The following is a 16,520-nucleotide window of genomic DNA, read 5'->3' on the forward strand; positions in this document are numbered from 1 at the left end:
AGCGCCAGACCCTGATGGATCGCCGCTTGCGCCACCACGCGCAGGCCGCCTAACCTCTCACCCCAGATGGACCAGAGCCTCCGCTCCTGAACACCGCTGAATGTCCCAAATCATCTGACGACGGACACGATCCGCGCCTGATAGGTCGCCTCGATGGCGATCTCGCTGGAACGGACCGGGTAGGACGCCCCGGAGAACCGCGCCACGTCACGGTCGAGGTCCGCCGACCGACCTGAATTCCGGGCGTAGCCCACGGCAAGGCCGAACGTATCGTGGCGGCGGGTTGACACCAGTCCGTTGAGGCTGATCCCGGCATCCGCGTAGAGGTCGACGAGATTGCGGTCGGACGGGCTCAGGGAGACCCGTCCGAACACCCCGATGCCGGCATCCGCGTCCTTAGGCGCCCGATAAACCAGCTGGTCGACGATGGCGTACATGCCGTCGTTTCCACGCACCCGCCGGGCGATGCCGCTGCTCGCGGGATCGGCCAGGGACACCAGGTTGGTGGCAATCCGTTGGTCGTTGAACCGGTCGAAATGCGTCCAGGCTCCGATCTTGGTGGTGCCGGGCATGCTTACCGTGCTCTTTCCGTAGTCTAGCACGGCCTCGGCGATCACGAAGGGCGGGTCGCTGACCCGGAATTCCAACCCGGTGGCGTCGATGCGCTGCGGTTCGCCGATACGGGCGCCGGCCGGGTTGCCGTTGAAGACCGCGGCGCGCACCCGAAACGTCTCGCTTTGCCGGTACTCGACACGGCCCCCGGGGGTCGCCAGCACGAACGCCGGACCGCCGCTGGGCAGGTTGGCGGCGGTGATGGTCGGCCAGGAGAAGGTCGCGTTGACGAACACCCCGGCATAGCGGCTGCGTAGGAATTCGGAGTCGGCGGCGAGTTGACCGATCCGGATGGAGACGGCGTTCCCCTCGAAGCGGTGCTCCAGATAAACCTCGAACAGCCGGGTCGATGCCAGCGCCTCGATACCGGAGACTACGAGCAGGTTGCCGAGGTGGAAGCTCGACAGGCCGCGACCGTGTATCTGGTAGACGTTGCCGTGCAGCGTGGTGCGATCCCAACCCAGGATGCGTTCGAGGTCGGCGGTGACCTGGACATCGAGACGGCCCTCATACAATGCCCCCCTTTTGAGACCGCCGGTAGCGTTGCCGAGCACCTCGCCGACGTAGTCCAGGGTGTAGGTAATGCCGCGATTGGCGAGGAACGCGCGGTATCCGCCCGGGTCGGCGTATGGGCCAAGCGAACTCGCGATGGATGGCGCCTCCCGGGCGTTGTAGGGCGTGTCGGAGAAGGTCGCCTCGGCCGGCAATTCGCGCGTGCCGCCGCGGTCAAGGTCCGTGGCCCGTTCGGCAGCCGGAAGCGCACGGGCGACAGCGGGTCCGACGTCCACGGCGAGGATGGCGACCAGCGAAGCGAACCCGACAAGGCGGTTTCCTAGAGGCATCAACGCACCCTCGAAGGCGCGCACACATCGTCACGAGGCTTCGACCTGCTCACCGCGGGTGATGCTCCGACATATCGTTTCTGAACCTTCGCCGGCATCGAACCATTGATCACCGCCCGATGCCCCATGGCCAGCGGATAAGGCCGCTGCCCATGTTCCGTATAGCGCTCACCGAAATCGTGGACGCTCCACGCAGGCTTCCCGCGACCTTGCCTTTACCGAACGACGATTGGAACAGCCCACGATGGCGCCCCGCCTCCGAACCCTGCTTGTGTTGTTGACCCTGACCACGACGGTCACTTCGGCTGCGGCCGCCGAGAAGAAGCTCAGCGTGCCCGACGACTACGACGGCTCCTGGTCCATCGCGGTCTCGACCAAGGAAGGACCATGTCCCGACGGGCGGACCTACGCCGTGCGGATCAAGAACAGCGACGTCTCCTATCCGGGAGACGGCATCGACGTGGACGGGAGCGTCGCGACCGGGGGCGGCGTTCGGGCGACCATCACGAAGGGCTCGATGTCCGCCAGCATCTTGGGCAGCCTTGACCGCAAGGGAGCCGGGGACGGGACCTGGAAATCGGCTGGTGACAGCCTGTTTACATGCAACGGTACCTGGACCGCGCGTCGGGGCGGGTGACCGGTCTGCGTCGGTGCGACTGGCATCGCAAGTTCGACCCATCCCGTCTCCCATCGAGCCACCTAGGGGCAGGGTCGCAGGTGTGCGCCCTGTTCCGCCGGACGCGAACGGGCGTCGCGACGAACCTTGGCGGTTCACGTGATCGAGCACGTGGGACGGGAATGCCGCGCACCGATGTCGGAGACTGAAGGCCCCGTGTTCCTGATCCCCCTCGACGATGCTGAGACGCCGCCGGTTCCGAAGGAGGAGATCGCTCGACGATATCTCGGTCGGTTGATCGCCCTGTTCCATCGCAAGAAGTCCGAGCCCTTCATCGCCGACGACAAGCTGCACCGCGCGACGCTGAAGCGTCTCGACGAGGTCGTGGCTCCGCCCGCTTGCGGGCCGGTCCTCGCCGAGATCGGGGCCACCGTCGGCAGGCGGCTGGATCGCCAGCCCGGCGGGTCGCACATCCTGACCGTGGTGCTGCCGCCCTGCGACGAGAACGCGGTCATCGAGACCTGGGCGTCGGAGGCGGGGCATCAGGTCCTTGCGCCGCCTAACCGGCAATCGCTCGTCGCCGCGGAAGATCCCATGCTCCCGAATCTGACCGGGTCAGGCATCCTGGTCATCCCCAGGCTGGAGGACTGGTTCCTGCGGCATCGGGATGGCCTTCGGGCCGTGCGAGCGCTCCTCACGGCCATCGACGGGCTCGACCGATCGGTGGTCGTCGGCTGCAACGCCTGGGCCTGGGCATACCTCGCCAAGGCGACCGGCGCCGACGCCCTCCTGCCGGACGCCGTCACGGTGAAGCCGTTCGACGCCCTCCGCCTGCATGGCTGGTTCGTCCAACTCTCGACCTCCGAGGCCACCGGGGCGATGCGGTTCCGCCTGCCGGCCGACGGCGAGGACGTGCTAGCCGTCGACGAAGCGGGCGCGCCGCGAAACGACTACCTGCGCAAGCTGGCCGGGCGAAGCCTCGGCATACCCTGGGTCGCCTGGCACCTCTGGCGGCGTAGCCTTCGGACGGGTGACGACGCGGGTATCGCCGAGGACGCGAAGGCCGCGATCTCGGATGGAGAGGCCAGCGAGCAGACCCTGTGGGTGGCCGCCCTCGACGAGTACCTGCTGCCGGGTTCGGACGATGGGGCCGCCCTCCATGCCCTGCACGCGTTGCTGATCCACGGGCCGCTGACCCGCGAGGAACTGCTCCTCGTCCTGCCGGGGGTCGGCGAACCGAACGTCCTGCCCGTCCTGCTCAGGGCCGGGTTCCTAGAGCGCAAGGGTGATCGGTTCGGCTGCCGGGCGGCGGCCTACCCGGCGATCCGAGACGGCCTCGAAGCGGCGGGCTTTCCCGCGGGACGGGTTTGAACGCCATGGCCACCGCACAGGACGTACAGGACGGGGGCGTGCAGCTCGTCCACAGCCTCCAGGACATCCGGTTCTGGGAGATCGGGCTCATCGTCGCCGGCACCTGGGCGGCGATCTGGCTGGTTCGCAGCACCTTTCCCTACCTCGCCGAGCGCGGCCCAAGCCGCTTGAGGCTCTACCTCCTGGCGGCCGTGCCCATCGCGCGATTGCTCCTGATGGTGCTCGCCATCGTCTGGATCGTGCCCATCGTCTTCAACATCACGCTGCAGAACTTCCTTGTCATCGCCGGTGCGGCCAGCGTCGCCATCGGCTTCGCCTTTAAGGATTACGTCAGCAGCCTGATCGCCGGGGTGGTGGCCCTGGTCGAGCGACCGTACCGCCCTGGGGACTGGGTCAAGGTCGGCTCCGACTATGGCGAGGTGCGCAACGTCGGACTACGCGCGATCCTGCTGCAGACGCCCGACGACAACGCGGTGACCGTCCCGCACTCGACGATCTGGACTGACCGGATCACCAACGCGAACGACGGCGCCGAGACCCTGCAGTGCGTCGCCGACTTCTACCTGCTGCCCCGGCACGACGGCGCCCTCGTTCGCGCGCTGCTGAAGGACGTGGCGCTGACCAGCCCGTTTCTGAACTACGGCAAATCGGTCCGCGTGGTGCTGCATGAGGAGCCCTGGGGCACGCATTACAAGCTGCGCGCCTACCCGTTCGACATGCGCGACCAGTTCGCCTTCGTCAGCGACCTGACCGTGCGCGGCAAGCTCGCCATCGCCGACGCGGGGGCCATGGAGGCGGTCGCGCTGACGCCGTCTCCGACAACCTGACTGAGCGGCGTCGAGCGCGGCTTCGAGTCTGACCATTCCGACCTGGACGCATTCGCTTCCAGGTCCACACGAAGGATCAACGCGTGCATTTCCTCGGAATCGATTGGGTCGGCGTCAATGCCGAGAACGGGCGAAAGCTCCTGCTCTCCCTGATCTTCATCGCGGTGATCGTCGGGGGCGGGATCGGCCTTCGGGCGCTCGTCGGGCTGGTCCTGAACCGCACCGACCATTCCACGCTCCAGACCAAGTTCTGGACGCGCCAGGGCATCAGCCTCCTCGCGGCGGTGCTGCTGGTCCTCGGCCTGCTCTCGATCTGGTTCAACGACCCCGCCCGCCTCGCCACCGCCTTCGGGCTGATGTCCGCCGGCCTCGCGTTCGCCCTTCAGCAGGTCGTCACCTCGGTCGCCGGCTACTTCGTGATCCTGCGCGGCTCGACCTTCACGGTGGGCGACCGCATTACCATGGGCGGCGTGCGCGGTGACGTGCTCCGCCTCGGCTTCATCCAGACCACGATCATGGAGATGGGCCAGCCGCCGGCAGTGCAGGGCAGCAGCCCGGCCATGTGGGTGCGCAGCCGCCAGTTCACCGGTCGCATCGTCACGGTGAGCAACGCGCAGATCTTCTCCGAGCCGGTATTCAACTACACCCGCGACTTCCCGTTCATCTGGGAGGAGATGTCCATCCCGATCACCTACGAGGCCGACCGCGCGAAGGTCGAAGCGATCATGCTCGCGGCGGCGAAACGGCATGCCCTGGACACGAACGCCATGACCGACGAGGCCAAGACGAACTTGCAGGACCGCTTCGGGGTCGAGCCTATCGACCTGGAGCCGCGCGTGTTCTTCCGGATCACCGACAACTGGCTGGAGCTGACCGTCCGCTTCATCCTCGGCACCCACCAGATCCGAGGCGCCAAGGATGCGATGAGCCGCGAGATGCTGGTAGGCCTCGACGCCGCGGGCATCGGCATCGCCTCGGCCACCTACGACATCGTCGGACTACCGCCCGTCGAGCTCGCCGGACGGCGGCGCATGGGGCATGCCGCCTCCTCCTCGGAAGCCGCTGAATGACGACCGCGATGCCGTTCCTGGCTGCCCTGACAGCGCTCGGCGTCTCGCTCGCCTCGACGGTCGCCTTGGCGGCCTGCGTCCGTTTTCTCCTCTAGGCATGCATCTACGCGACGGAGATGCGCGTCCGGCCCGCCACGGGCGCTCCGAATACCGCTACCAAACGTAGGAAACCGGATCGTCCGGCTTGTTCACGAATAAGCGAGTGCCCCGAGGTCGCTGCCATTCGGTGGTACGGACCGCGTGCACACACCGGAAGTCCCATGGTCCACACCGGATACGATCCGCTCCTCGTCGCGCTCTCCATCGTCATCGCGGTGTTTGCGTCCTACGCAGCGCTCGACCTCGGCGCGCGGGTGCGCCGGCCGGACGTCGGTCCGCGCTGGGCCTGGGGAGCGGGCGCGGCGGTGGCGATGGGCGGGGGCATCTGGTCGATGCACTTCGTCGGAATGCTCGCCTTCGAGATGGGGCTGCCCGCCGCATACGACTTAGGCCTGACACTCTTGTCGCTGCTGATCGCCGTCGGCGTGACCGCCGCCGCCTTCGCCTGGGTGGCTCGCCGAGGCACTGGCACGCGGTCCCTGCTGGTCGCGGGCCCACTTATGGGTGTTGGCGTGGCGGCGATGCACTACACCGGCATGGCGGCAATGCGGGTGCCCGGCAACCTCGCCTACGACCCGGCGGTCGTCGCCGTCTCGGTCGCCATCGCGGTTACCGCCGCCACCGCCGCCTTGTGGCTCACATTTCGACGCAACCGGCCCTGGCAGAAGCTCGCCGCCGCCTGCGTGATGGGCCTGGCGGTCGCCGGGATGCATTACACAGGCATGGCGGCGGCGACCTTCACCGCACAGGAGGCCGGCGCTCACGCCGCGCACGTGACCACCCTGGCGACCGGCCAGCGGGACGTCGCCCTGGCGGTGGCCGGCGTCACCTTCCTGATCCTGTTCCTGGCGATGATGGCCTCCTCGCTCGACCAGCGCCGGGTGCAGCGCCGCCTGCACGTCAGCGAGGAGCGCTTCCGATCCGCCGTCAGGGCTGTCAACGGCATCATGTGGACCACCGACGCCGCCGGGCATTTCGTCGAGGAGCAGGCGGGGTGGGCCGGCATCACCGGGCACGTCCCGGAAGAGTACATGGGCGCCGGCTGGGCGAAGGCGATCCATCCTGAGGACCTTCCATCGACGGTGGCCACCTGGACCGCCGCGTTGCGCGCCGAGGCCCCCTACACCGTCGAGCATCGTGTGCGCACCGCCGACGGCGAATGGCGACGGTACGTGGCCCGCGCGGTACCGGTGCGCGACGCCGACGGCACGGTCCGCGAGTGGGTCGGCGTCCACGAGGACATCACCGAGCGCCATGGATCCGAGGTCGCGCTGAAAGAGGCGCGGGACGCCGCGGAGGAACACAGCCGGGCCAAGAGCCGCTTCCTCGCCAACATGAGCCACGAGCTCAGGACGCCGCTGTCCGCGGTGATCGGCTATTCCGAGATGCTTGAGGAGGAGGCGGAGGAACTCGGGCAGGACAGCCTGCTGAAGGACCTCGGCAAGATCAAGTCCAACGCCAAGCACCTCCTTGGACTAATCAACGACGTGCTCGACCTCTCGAAGGTCGAGGCCGAGAAGATGGAGCTCGATCCCGAGGACATCGACGTCGCCGCCTTCGCGACGGATGCCGCCGGCACCGTCGGCGCCCTGGTCGGGAAGAAGGGCAACGACCTAATCCTCGATATCGCCGCGGATGCCGGCCACGCCCGAACCGACGCGGTGAAGCTGCGCCAGTGCCTGTTCAATCTGCTCTCGAACGCCGCCAAATTCACCGAGGGCGGCACCATCACCCTGCGGGTCAAGCGCGAGATCGACGGGGCCGGTGCGTGGCTCGCGTTCACGGTGGAGGACACCGGGATCGGCATGAGCCCCGATCAGGTCGGGCGCCTGTTCGAACGCTTTACGCAAGCCGACGAGACCACCACGCGCAGGTTCGGCGGGACCGGCCTCGGGCTGGCGTTGAGCCGCGCCTTCGCCCAGTTGCTCGGTGGTGAAATCACCGTGACGAGCGTTGAGGGCCATGGGACCAGCTTCACGCTGCGCATCCCGGTCGTCGCCCCGGACCGGGACATGGAGGTGGTGCCGACGTCTCCGGAGAACCATGCTTCGACGGGCGACCTCGTGCTGGTCATCGACGACGAAGCCAGCCAGCGCGAACTGATGACCCGGTTCCTCGAACGCCAGCGCTTCGCCGTGCGAACGGCGGGCGACGGGCGCATCGGCCTCGACCTCGCCCGGACGCTCAAGCCCCGCGCCATCCTGCTCGACGTGATGATGCCGGACATGGACGGCTGGTCGGTGCTCGCCGCCCTCAAGGCTGATCCGGAGACCGCCGGCATCCCGGTGGTGATGGTCAGCTTCGTCGCCGACGCGGCGCTGAGCGCCTCGCTCGGTGCGGTCGAGGCCGTGCCCAAGCCTGTGGACTGGACGAGGCTCCGGACGATCTTGGAGCAGTTTAGGGCGGCGGACGGCGACGTGCTCGTGATCGACGACGACGCTGACATGCGCCATCGCCTTAGGACCGTGCTGGAACGCCACGGTTGGACCGTGCGCGAGGCCGGGGACGGTCGCGAGGCGCTCGACCAGGTGAGGCACGGCGTGCCGCGACTGATCCTGCTGGACCTCACCATGCCGGTGATGGACGGATTCTCGTTCCTCGACCGCCTGCGGGTCCTACCCAGCTGCGTTGAGGTGCCCGTGGTGGTGCTCAGCGCCCGGAACGTCACCGCCGAGGAACGCGAACGGCTATCCGAGGCCGACCGCGTCCTTCGGAAGGGCGATACCAGCCTTCAGGACATCGCCACCGAGTTGCGAAAGCTAGACAACCGCCAGATTGCTGGCGATGCGGACGCCCCGGCTAGGGAAACGCTGGGCACCTGAAGCCAAATGGGATCACCCGGTTCGGTAGCCGGGAGACCCCGCGGCCCTACCCCCGCGAGGGTCCAGGTCTGCGAGGCGTCCGAAAGCCTACCTGAGGGTCGCGGACTCCCCGTATTTTACCTGCCGTTCCTCCCCGTCGGCCCCGCCGAGCGAGGTGTGGGAGTTTAGGCGTCCCAAGTGGTCGAAGACGTGCTCGAAGGCTTTCGTCACGGCCTGCTCGAATGACCCGTCGTTCTTGCCCATCGCCGACCTGAGCCCGTCCATCAGCTCGCGGTGCCGTTCGGTGTCGCTCGACATGGCGCTCCTCCCCGCCGGCGGTCGGCCGGTGCGAGACGCCAAGTTGCCACGTCCTATTCAGGTTCCGGCCGCCCCGGGCCGTCGCTTGGTCCACCAGATAACGGAACCGTGTCGCAAACCGTTTAATGTCTGATTGTGGGCAGTCGCCGGGCATGCCATGAAACGTAGCGCCTAGGGCACGCATCGCGCCTGGAACTCCCAATTCCCATGTCGAGCGAACCGGCCCATCCCTTCGAGGGCAACCTGCTCCTCGCTGCGCTCGCGCCGGGCGACGTCGCGTTGCTGGCGCCCCACCTCTCCCGTCGGGAGCATTCGCGCCGCGACGTGCTGTTCCAGGTCGACGAGGACGTTTCGCACGTCACCTTCCCGCTCGACCGGACCGTGGCGACCCTGGTCGTGCCGATGGATGGGGGTCGGACGGTCGAGACCGCCACGGTCGGGCACGAGGGCGCCGTCGGCGGCGTGGTCAGCCACGGCTACCTGCCGGCCTTCACCAAGTGCGTTGTCCAGATCGAGGGCGCGGTCCTGCGTATGGATGCGGACCGCCTGCGTGAGGCCAAGCGCGCTTCCCCGACCCTGAACGACCTGTTCGTACGCTATGCCGACTGCCTGCTTTCGCAGGTCCTGCAGTCGGTCGCTTGCAACGCCGCCCACCCCATCGAGCAACGGGTCCTGCGTTGGCTGCTGGGCTTGCAGGACCGGCTCGGCACCGACGCCCTGCCGGTCACCCAGGCCGTGCTCGGCGACATGCTCGGGATCGGGCGCACCTACGTGACCACCGTCCTCGGCCGGCTCCAAGACCGGGGACTGATCCATGTCGGGCGCGGCCGCATCCACATGCTCGACCGTGCGCGGACGGAAGCCGCCTGCTGCGATTGCCACGCCCGTGTGCGCCGGCACTTCCGTACCGTCCTGGGGGCGATCTACGCGCCCGACGGCGGGATCGTCGCGGTCGAGGCGACCGAGCCCGGGACCGAGCCGAAGCCCCGTCCCGAGGCCATCCTGCCGGAACTTCGGGAGGCGACACCGTGCTCGTGACCACCATCCCATCCATCCCGCCAGTGGTCCTCGATGCTGCCAGGCTGACGGCGCTCGACGCCTACGCCATCCTCGACACCCCGCCCGAGAAAGGGTTCGACGACATCGTCCATCTCGCCAGGAAGGCCTGCGACGTGCCCGTTGCGCTGGTCAGCCTCGTGGCCGGCGACCGGCAATGGTTCAAGGCGCGGGTCGGGTTCGAGCCCTGCCAGACCACGCTGGACCAATCGGTCTGCGCGCACGTCCTCGGGCAGCCCGACCTCCTCGTCATCCCCGACCTAAGGCTGGATCCGCGTACCCGGGACAACCCGCTGGTCACGGGCGCCCCGTTCCTGCGCTTCTACGCCGGTGTGCCTCTGCGGGCGGCCAGCGGCGAGCATCTGGGATCCCTGTGCGTGATCGACGTCGCCCCCCGTCCGCAAGGCCTGACCGAGGACCAGGCCGAATCCCTCAGGGCGCTCGCCGGACAGGTCATGGCGCAGCTGGAGCTCCGCCGTTCGTTGGGCGAGCGCGACGCCATGCTCGAACGGCAGCGCGCCACCGTCGTCCAGCACGAGGCCCTGCTCGCTACCCAGGCCGCCGTGGCGGCGGCGGGGGGACGGCTCGACGACATCCTCGCAGCCGTGGTCGACGGCGCGTTGCGGGCGCTGCCGCAGGCGGAGGGCGGCGTCATCGAGATGCGGGAGGGCGAGGAGCTCGTCTACCGCTCCGGGGCGGGCAACCTCGCCCGCCATGCCGGGCTGCGCCTGCCGTTGATCGGAAGTCTCGCGGGCGCCTGCCTCCTGTCCCGCCAGGCAAGGGTCGTAGCGGACGTCCTCGACGATCCGAATGTGAAGCGCGACCTGATCGAGCGCCTCTCGCTGCGCTCGTGCGTGGCCGTGCCGATCACGCGCGGCGGCGAGCCCATCGGCGTCCTCAAGGTCCAGTCCAGCCGCGTCGGCGCCTTCACCGAACGCGACATCGAGATCGTCGGCTTGTTCGCCGGCACCGTCTCCGCGGGCCTAGCGCAGGTCGGCGAGGCCGAGGCGCGCCGAAACGTCCAGGCGAGCCAGGACCGTTACAGGGCGGTTTTCAACAGCGCCATCGACTACGCCATCATCGTCATGGACCTCGACGGCATCGTCGACGACTGGAACGAGGGTGCCACGCGCATCCTCGGCTGGGAACCGGCCGAGATGGTGCGTCGTCCGGCCGACGTGTTCTTCACACCCGAGGATCGCGCCGACGGCATCGCCACCAAGGAGATGCAGGCCGCACTAGACCATGGCCGCGGCGTCGACGAGCGCTGGCACCTGCGCAAGGACGGCACTCGTTTCTGGGCCAACGGCGAGATGATGGCGCTCCGCGACGAGGCCGGTGCCGCCATCGGCTTCCTCAAGATCCTGCGCGACCGGACCGAGCAGCGCGACGCCGCCGCCCGCCTGCAGGCCAGCGAGGCGTTCCTTCGAGGCGTGCTCGATTCTTCGGCCGACTGCATCAAGGTGCTCGACCTCGATGCCCGCATCCGCTTCATGAACGAGGGTGGCCGACGAATCCTGGAGGTCGAGGACTTCGATCAGGTCGGCGGCAGGGAGTGGCCGGCGTTCTGGGCCGACGCCGACCAAAGCGAGGCCTGGGCCGCCGTCGAGGCGGCGCGGTCCGGAGGCATCGGGCGCTTCGCCGGCCCCGCATGCACCCTGAAGGGCGCTCCCAAGTGGTGGGACGTCCAGGTTACGCCGATCCGCGATGACGACGGTGTGGTGACCAAGCTGCTCGCCGTCTCGCGCGACGTGACGGCCAACCGAAAGGCCGAGGAGGCGCTGCTCGCCAGCGAGGCGAGCCAGCGCTCGATCCTGGAGACCGTGCCGGTCGGCATCCTCTTCGCCGAGGCCCCATCCGGCCGCATCGTCGGCGGGAACGCGCGGATCGAGGAGATCCTCGGCCACCCCGTGCTGCGTTCTCCCGGGGGCGTGGCCTACGGGGATTGGCGTGCCGTCCATGCCGACGGCAGCCCGGTCGATCCGATGGACTATCCACTCGCACGGGTGATCCAGTACGGCGAGGCACGTGCCGAGTTGCAGGTGCGGTACCCGCAGCGGGACGGCACCGAGACCTGGATCTACATCGTTGCGGTCCCGGTCCTGGGACCGGACGGGTCCGTGACCGGGGCCGTCGCGGCCGTCTCGGACATCGACGCGCGCAAGCGGGCCGAGGAGCAGCGCGACCTGCTCAACGGCGAGCTCAGCCACCGCATGAAGAACCTGCTGGCGATGGTGCAGGCCATCGCGGCCAACACCCTGCGCGGCGCCACCGACATCGAGGTGGCCAAGGAGGTCCTCGCCGACCGGCTGATCACGCTAGGCAAGGCCCACGACCTGCTGCTCGGGGGCGCGGCCGAGCACGCAGCGATGGAAGCCGTGATCCGCGGCGCGGTCGGGCTGCAGGACGACGGATCGGGACGGGTGCATTACGGCGGCCCCGCGGTCGAAATCGGCGGCAAGGCGTCCCTAGCCCTCGCCCTGATGATCCACGAGCTCGCCACCAACGCGGCGAAGTACGGCGCCCTATCGACGCCGCGGGGCCGTGTAGACATCGCCTGGACCCTGGCGGGTGGGGACGGGGCGCGGACGCTCGCCATCTCCTGGCGCGAGAGTGGGGGCGTCCCGGTCGTCGCGCCATCGCGAAAGGGGTTCGGCACGCGACTGATCGAGCGCGGCCTCGTCGGCGCGGTCGATGGGAAGGTGGCTCTGAGCTACCCGGCGGACGGCGTTCGTTGCGTCGTCGAGGCACCGCTCGCCAACTTCCAGGATGCCCTTTGAGATCGTCGGGCAACACCTGGGCGATCCCGCCGTTGTCGCTGCGGCCCTACTCCCCCCGGATGCCAGATACCGCCCTGCATGCCCGATGAGACCAGCACGCGTTCGATGACGTTCCCGAACGCCGGCGGCGAGATGGGTGCGATGATGCGCGCCCACGATTGGAATCGCACGCCATTGGGTCCGGTGGATGGCTGGCCCGCCGCGCTGAAGGTCGCCGTCAACCTGATCCTGGCATCGCCGGAGAGCATGTTCCTGGCGTGGGGGCCGGAGCTGACCTTCCTCTTCAACGACACCTACCGTCCCATCCTCGGGCCTAGGCTTTCTTGGGCGCTGGGCGCCACGATGCCCGAACTCTGGTCCGACGTCTGGGACCATGTCCGCCCGGCGGTCGAGAAGGCATTCGCCGGCACCGCCAGCCGGTTCGACGACCTGCCGCTGACGATGGCCCGGCGTGGCGTCGAGGAGGAGACGTGGTGGTCATTCTCGTACTCGCCGGTCTATGACGAGGCTGATACGGTCATGGGCCTACTCTGTACCGTGACGGAGACGACGCAACGCGTCCTTACCGAGCGCGCACTGCGCGCGCGGGAGGCCGAGCTCCTGCTCGTCACCGACGCCCTGCCGGTGCTGATCGCGTTCATCGACCGCGACCTGGTCTACCGCTTCGCTAACCGTGCCTTCGAGGACTGGTTCGGCTTGGCGCCCGCGGACGTGATCGGGCGCCACGTCGGAGAGTTCGTCGACGCCACCGGCCTCGAAGCGCGACGCGGGGCCTTCGAGGCCGCGCTGGCGGGCGAACGAGCGCGGCTCGAACTCGATTGGCCCTACGTCGACGGACGTCCGCGGGTCGCCGACATCCGCTACATGCCGCGCCGTGCGGAGGACGATAGCGTCGACGGGTTTTACGTGTTTGTGCTCGATGTGACTGACCGTAAGCAGGTCGAGAGCCACCTGCGGGAGACGAACGAAACCCTGGAGCGCCGCGTCGCTGAGAGGACCCACGACCGCAACGCGCTTTGGCAGCTGTCATCCGACATCATGCTCCGCTGCGGGTTCGACGGGGCCATCGTCGCGGTGAACCCGGCCTGGGAAACGGTCCTCGGATGGTCGGAGGAGGAACTCGTCGGGCGCAACCTGTTCGACCTGATCCATCCAGAAGACGTGGAGCGCACCGTCCAGGGCGCGAAGGCCTCCGCCGAGGGACGGTCGCTTGCGCGCTTCGACAACCGATACCGCCACAAGGACGGCGGCTACCGCTGGATCTCGTGGTCGACCCGGCCGGACGCCGGCGTCATCAACGCGGTCGGGCGGGACTTCACCGTCGAGCGCGAACGCACCGAGGCCCTCCAGGTCGCCGAGGAAGCCCTGCGGCAGGCCCAGAAGATGGAAGCCATCGGCCAGCTCACCGGCGGCGTGGCACATGACTTCAATAACCTGCTGACCGTGATCAAGTCCTCGACCGACCTGCTCAAGCGACCCGGTCTCGCCGAGGAACGTAGGCTCCGCTACGTCGGGGCGATCTCCGAGACCGTCGACCGGGCCGCCAAGCTCACGGGACAATTGCTTGCCTTTGCCCGGCGACAGGCACTGAAGCCGGAGGTGTTCGACGTCGCCCGAAGCCTGATGTCGGTCGGCGACATGGTCGGGACGCTCACCGGCTCGCGCATCGCGGTCCACGTTGAGGCGCCCGAGGAAACCTGCCTCGTCGACGCCGACCCGAGCCAGTTCGACACAGCCATCGTCAACCTCGTGGTCAACGCCCGCGACGCGATGGACGGCGAGGGCAGACTCGATATCGCTGTCAGGCCGGCCGTGGCCATCCCGGCCATACGCTCGCATCCCCTCCTACCGGGCGATTTCATCGCGGTGTCGGTGACCGATACCGGCACGGGCATCGCGCCCGATGACCTCGGAAGGATCTTCGAGCCGTTCTTCACCACCAAGGGCGTCGGACATGGCACCGGCCTTGGCCTGTCGCAGGTGTTCGGCTTCACCAAGCAGTCGGGCGGCGAGGTCCAGGTCGACAGCGCGGTGGGCCGCGGCACGACGTTCACGATCTATCTACCCCGTTCAGGCACCGCCGCCCCGGCGGCCGTCCAGTCGCCGGAGCCCGCCCCTCTGGTCGAGGGCCATGGCACCTGCGTGCTGGTGGTCGAGGACAACGTCGACGTCGGCACCTTCGCGACGCAGACCCTTGCCGAGCTCGGCTACTGCACCGTCTGGGCCGTCGACGCCCAAAAGGCGCTCGCCGAACTCGACCGGGACGCCGAGCGCTTCGACGTGGTCTTCTCCGACGTGGTGATGCCCGGGATGGACGGCGTAGCGCTCGCCCGCGAGATCGGGAGGCAGCATCCCGACCTGCCGGTCGTGCTCACCAGCGGCTATAGCCACGTACTCGCCAAGGGCGGCACGGGCGGCCTCGACCTGTTGCGCAAGCCCTACTCGGTCGAGGAGCTCTCGCGCATCCTGCGTCGGGTTGCGATGGTGCGCAGGGACGCGCGTGCGGAAGCCGGTCGATGATGGGCATTACGACACCCGGTGATCCGGGATACACCTCGAACCCGAAGGTCCGAGAACAGATGAACGACGCAGCGGAGCCAAGACCTACCGCCCCAGACGAGGCCGACTTCCGCAACCTCGCCGACACCCTGCCCCAGATGGCCTGGATCGCGGACGCGGACGGCGACATCTTCTGGTACAATCAGCGCTGGTACGACTACACGGGCACGACCATCGACTCTATGAAGGGCTGGGGCTGGAAGGCCGTCCACCACCCCGACCACGTGGACCGGGTCGTCGAGCGGATCTCGCGCGCCTTCAAGGCCGGCGAGCCCTGGAACGACACCTTCCCGCTTCGCAGCGCCACCGGCGAATACCGCTGGTTCCTTTCGCTCGCCAACCCGTTTCGCGATGCCGAGGGACGCGTCATCCGCTGGTACGGGACGAACACCGACATCACCGACCGCAAGCGCATGGAGGGGCGGCTGGCCCGCCATGCCGTCGACCTGCGCCGCACGAACGAGGAGCTGGAACAGTTCGCCTACGTCGCCTCGCACGACCTTAAGGCGCCGCTCCGGGGTATCGAGAACCTTGTCGGCTGGATCGAGGAGGATCTCGAAGGCGCGCTGACCGGCGACGTCCAGACCAACATGGATCTACTGAAGAGCCGCGTCCAGCGCCTGGAGAGCCTGCTCGACGACCTTCTCGCCTACTCGCGCGCGGGTCGCGCCGACGTCGCCTTCGCGCAAGTCGACACCAAGGCCCTCGTCGAGGAACTCGCCCAGCTGGTGAGCCCGCCCGAGGGGTTCGAGATCGTCGCCGCGGACGACTTGCCGACCGTCAAGGCCGCGAAGGCCCCCCTGACCCAGGCGTTCCAGAACCTCATTGGGAACGCGATCAAGCACCACGACCGCCCGGGGGAGGGCCACGTCCGGGTCGATGCGCAGCCGTCTGCGGATATGGTAGAGTTCGTTGTCACGGACGACGGTGCGGGTATCCCGGAGCAATTCCGCGAGCGCGTGTTCGGCATGTTCCAGACCCTGAGGCCCCGCGACGAGGTCGAGGGCAGCGGCATGGGTCTGGCCATCGTCAGGAAACTCGTCGAGCGCCAGGGCGGCAAGGTCTGGCTGACCGAGGGCCGGGGGGGACGCGGCCTCTCGGTGCACTTCACGTGGCCGCAGGACGGCGCGAAGGGGAATTCGGATGGGTTCGACGGTTAATCTGCTGCTGGTCGACGACGACGAGGTCGACGTCCAGGGCCTCAAGCGCGCCTTCAAGAAGAGCAAGATCGGCAACCCGATCACCGTCGCCCGCGACGGCATCGAGGCGCTGGAATTTCTGCGCGGCCAGAACGGTAAGGAGAAGCTGCCGAAGCCCCACCTGATCCTCCTCGACCTCAACATGCCGCGGATGAACGGCATCGAGTTCCTGGAGGAGATCCGGGCCGATGAGGATCTGCGCACCGCCGTGGTGTTCATGATCACCACCTCGAAGGCGGACGAGGACCGCATGCGGGCTTACGGGCACAACGTCGCCGGCTACATCGTCAAGCGGGACCCGGCCAACACCTTCATGGAGGCGGTCTCCATGCTGGAGCACTTCTGGAAGGTGGTCGAGTTCCCGCAATAG

12 protein-coding genes are annotated in these 16,520 nt (G+C 68.2%); 10 read left to right on the forward strand and 2 right to left on the reverse strand.

Annotation, left to right across the window (positions count from 1 at the left end; genetic code table 11):
* Positions 1-110: 110 nt before the first annotated feature.
* Positions 111-1,478, reverse strand: coding sequence for a carbohydrate porin (locus FV218_RS09730; RefSeq protein ID WP_147709570.1), 1,368 nt, complete (start codon positions 1,476-1,478; stop codon positions 111-113).
* A 220-nt stretch (positions 1,479-1,698) separates the two neighbouring features.
* On the opposite strand from FV218_RS09730, the gene FV218_RS09735 reads away from it, so the two are divergent.
* The 5 genes from FV218_RS09735 (at position 1,699) to FV218_RS09755 (ending at position 8,259) form a co-directional block, all read left to right on the forward strand.
* The gene (locus FV218_RS09735) at positions 1,699-2,091 is read left to right on the forward strand and encodes a heme utilization protein (RefSeq protein ID WP_147709571.1); all 393 of its coding nucleotides are present in this window, start codon (positions 1,699-1,701) and stop codon (positions 2,089-2,091) included.
* Between the two features lie 174 nt (positions 2,092-2,265).
* Positions 2,266-3,441: a hypothetical protein gene (locus FV218_RS09740; protein WP_147709572.1), complete on the forward strand. Its 1,176-nt coding sequence runs from the start codon at positions 2,266-2,268 to the stop codon at positions 3,439-3,441.
* Positions 3,442-3,446: 5 nt separating this feature from the next.
* Positions 3,447-4,268 carry a mechanosensitive ion channel domain-containing protein gene (locus tag FV218_RS09745; protein WP_246685056.1) on the forward strand — a complete coding sequence of 274 codons (822 nt, stop codon included), beginning with the start codon at positions 3,447-3,449 and terminating at the stop codon, positions 4,266-4,268.
* Positions 4,269-4,351: 83 nt separating this feature from the next.
* Positions 4,352-5,338, forward strand: coding sequence for a mechanosensitive ion channel domain-containing protein (locus tag FV218_RS09750; RefSeq protein WP_147709574.1), 987 nt, complete (start codon positions 4,352-4,354; stop codon positions 5,336-5,338).
* Positions 5,339-5,598: 260 nt separating this feature from the next.
* Positions 5,599-8,259: an MHYT domain-containing protein gene (locus tag FV218_RS09755; protein ID WP_187273016.1), complete on the forward strand. Its 2,661-nt coding sequence runs from the start codon at positions 5,599-5,601 to the stop codon at positions 8,257-8,259.
* 87 nt (positions 8,260-8,346) lie between these two features.
* Here the strand turns inward: FV218_RS09755 and FV218_RS09765 are convergent, their stop codons facing one another.
* The gene (locus FV218_RS09765; RefSeq protein ID WP_147709576.1) at positions 8,347-8,556 is read right to left on the reverse strand and encodes a hypothetical protein; all 210 of its coding nucleotides are present in this window, start codon (positions 8,554-8,556) and stop codon (positions 8,347-8,349) included.
* Between the two features lie 207 nt (positions 8,557-8,763).
* Here FV218_RS09765 and FV218_RS09770 point away from each other — a divergent pair, with 207 nt between their 5' ends.
* From FV218_RS09770 to FV218_RS09790, 5 genes are all read left to right on the forward strand, one after another.
* Positions 8,764-9,594, forward strand: a complete 831-nt coding sequence (locus tag FV218_RS09770) for a Crp/Fnr family transcriptional regulator (RefSeq protein ID WP_147709577.1) — start codon at positions 8,764-8,766, stop codon at positions 9,592-9,594.
* Positions 9,585-12,392 (forward strand): PAS domain S-box protein, encoded by a 2,808-nt coding sequence (locus tag FV218_RS09775; RefSeq protein ID WP_246685057.1) that lies wholly within the window; start codon positions 9,585-9,587, stop codon positions 12,390-12,392. The genes FV218_RS09770 and FV218_RS09775 overlap by 10 nt, the downstream gene beginning before the upstream one ends.
* Positions 12,393-12,497: 105 nt before the next feature.
* Positions 12,498-14,912, forward strand: a complete 2,415-nt coding sequence (locus FV218_RS09780) for a PAS domain-containing protein (protein WP_246685058.1) — start codon at positions 12,498-12,500, stop codon at positions 14,910-14,912.
* A gap of 59 nt (positions 14,913-14,971) precedes the next feature.
* On the forward strand, positions 14,972-16,111 hold the full coding sequence (locus FV218_RS09785; RefSeq protein WP_147709579.1) for a PAS domain-containing sensor histidine kinase: 1,140 nt from the start codon (positions 14,972-14,974) through the stop codon (positions 16,109-16,111).
* On the forward strand, positions 16,095-16,520 hold the full coding sequence (locus tag FV218_RS09790; RefSeq protein ID WP_147709580.1) for a response regulator: 426 nt from the start codon (positions 16,095-16,097) through the stop codon (positions 16,518-16,520). Before FV218_RS09785 ends, FV218_RS09790 begins: the two co-directional genes overlap by 17 nt.

It is taken from the genome of Methylobacterium sp. WL69 (assembly GCF_008039485.1).
Lineage (GTDB): Bacteria > Pseudomonadota > Alphaproteobacteria > Rhizobiales > Beijerinckiaceae > Methylobacterium.

Excerpts from the sequence above, each read along its gene's own strand:
- FV218_RS09735 (WP_147709571.1), top strand. The coding sequence starts at position 1,699 with ATGGCGCCCCGCCTCCGAACCCTGCTTGTGTTGTTGACCCTGACCACG.
- FV218_RS09740 (WP_147709572.1), top strand. The coding sequence starts at position 2,266 with ATGTCGGAGACTGAAGGCCCCGTGTTCCTGATCCCCCTCGACGATGCT.
- FV218_RS09745 (WP_246685056.1), top strand. The coding sequence starts at position 3,447 with ATGGCCACCGCACAGGACGTACAGGACGGGGGCGTGCAGCTCGTCCAC.
- FV218_RS09755 (WP_187273016.1), top strand. The coding sequence starts at position 5,599 with ATGGTCCACACCGGATACGATCCGCTCCTCGTCGCGCTCTCCATCGTC.
- FV218_RS09765 (WP_147709576.1), bottom strand. The coding sequence starts at position 8,556 with ATGTCGAGCGACACCGAACGGCACCGCGAGCTGATGGACGGGCTCAGG.
- FV218_RS09770 (WP_147709577.1), top strand. The coding sequence starts at position 8,764 with ATGTCGAGCGAACCGGCCCATCCCTTCGAGGGCAACCTGCTCCTCGCT.
- FV218_RS09780 (WP_246685058.1), top strand. The coding sequence starts at position 12,498 with ATGACGTTCCCGAACGCCGGCGGCGAGATGGGTGCGATGATGCGCGCC.
- FV218_RS09785 (WP_147709579.1), top strand. The coding sequence starts at position 14,972 with ATGAACGACGCAGCGGAGCCAAGACCTACCGCCCCAGACGAGGCCGAC.
- FV218_RS09790 (WP_147709580.1), top strand. The coding sequence starts at position 16,095 with ATGGGTTCGACGGTTAATCTGCTGCTGGTCGACGACGACGAGGTCGAC.